The following is a 447-nucleotide window of genomic DNA, read 5'->3' as shown; positions in this document are numbered from 1 at the left end:
GGCAGGAGCACGAGCTGGTCAACAACCGCGAGTTCGGGCTGCTGCACAACGCCGACCTCAAGCAGCGCATCCACACCCGCTCCGGCCCGCCCACCCCCGACGACCTCGACGACCTGCTCGCCACCGTCTGGAAGAACCCGACCGTCCTGTTCGCCCACCCCAAGGCGATCGCCGCGTTCGCCCGCCAGTGCAACAGCCGGGGCCTCAACCCGCAGAGCGTGGAGTTCAACGGGCAGAAGGCGCCCGCGTGGCGGGGCGTGCCGATGCTGCCCTGCAACAAGATCCCGATCAGCGGCGGCGGCCTGACCTCGATCATGGTGATGCGCCTGGGGGAGAAGGACCAGGGCGTCGTGGGGCTGCGCCGCACCGGGCTGGTGGACGAGTACGAACCGGGGCTGTCGGTGCGGTTCATGGGCATCGACGAGCACGCGATCATCTCCTACCTGG

Annotated in this window: 1 pseudogene; it reads left to right on the top strand. The window is 69.4% G+C overall.

Annotation, left to right across the window (positions count from 1 at the left end):
* Nucleotides 1-447 (top strand): annotated as a pseudogene (locus ACWJ6R_RS38030) (Crp/Fnr family transcriptional regulator); the annotation flags it as partial.

The sequence above is a fragment of the Planomonospora algeriensis genome (assembly GCF_977012225.1).
The sequence above is the reverse complement of the archived record's forward strand: the minus strand, read 5'-3'. Positions and strand labels throughout refer to the sequence as shown.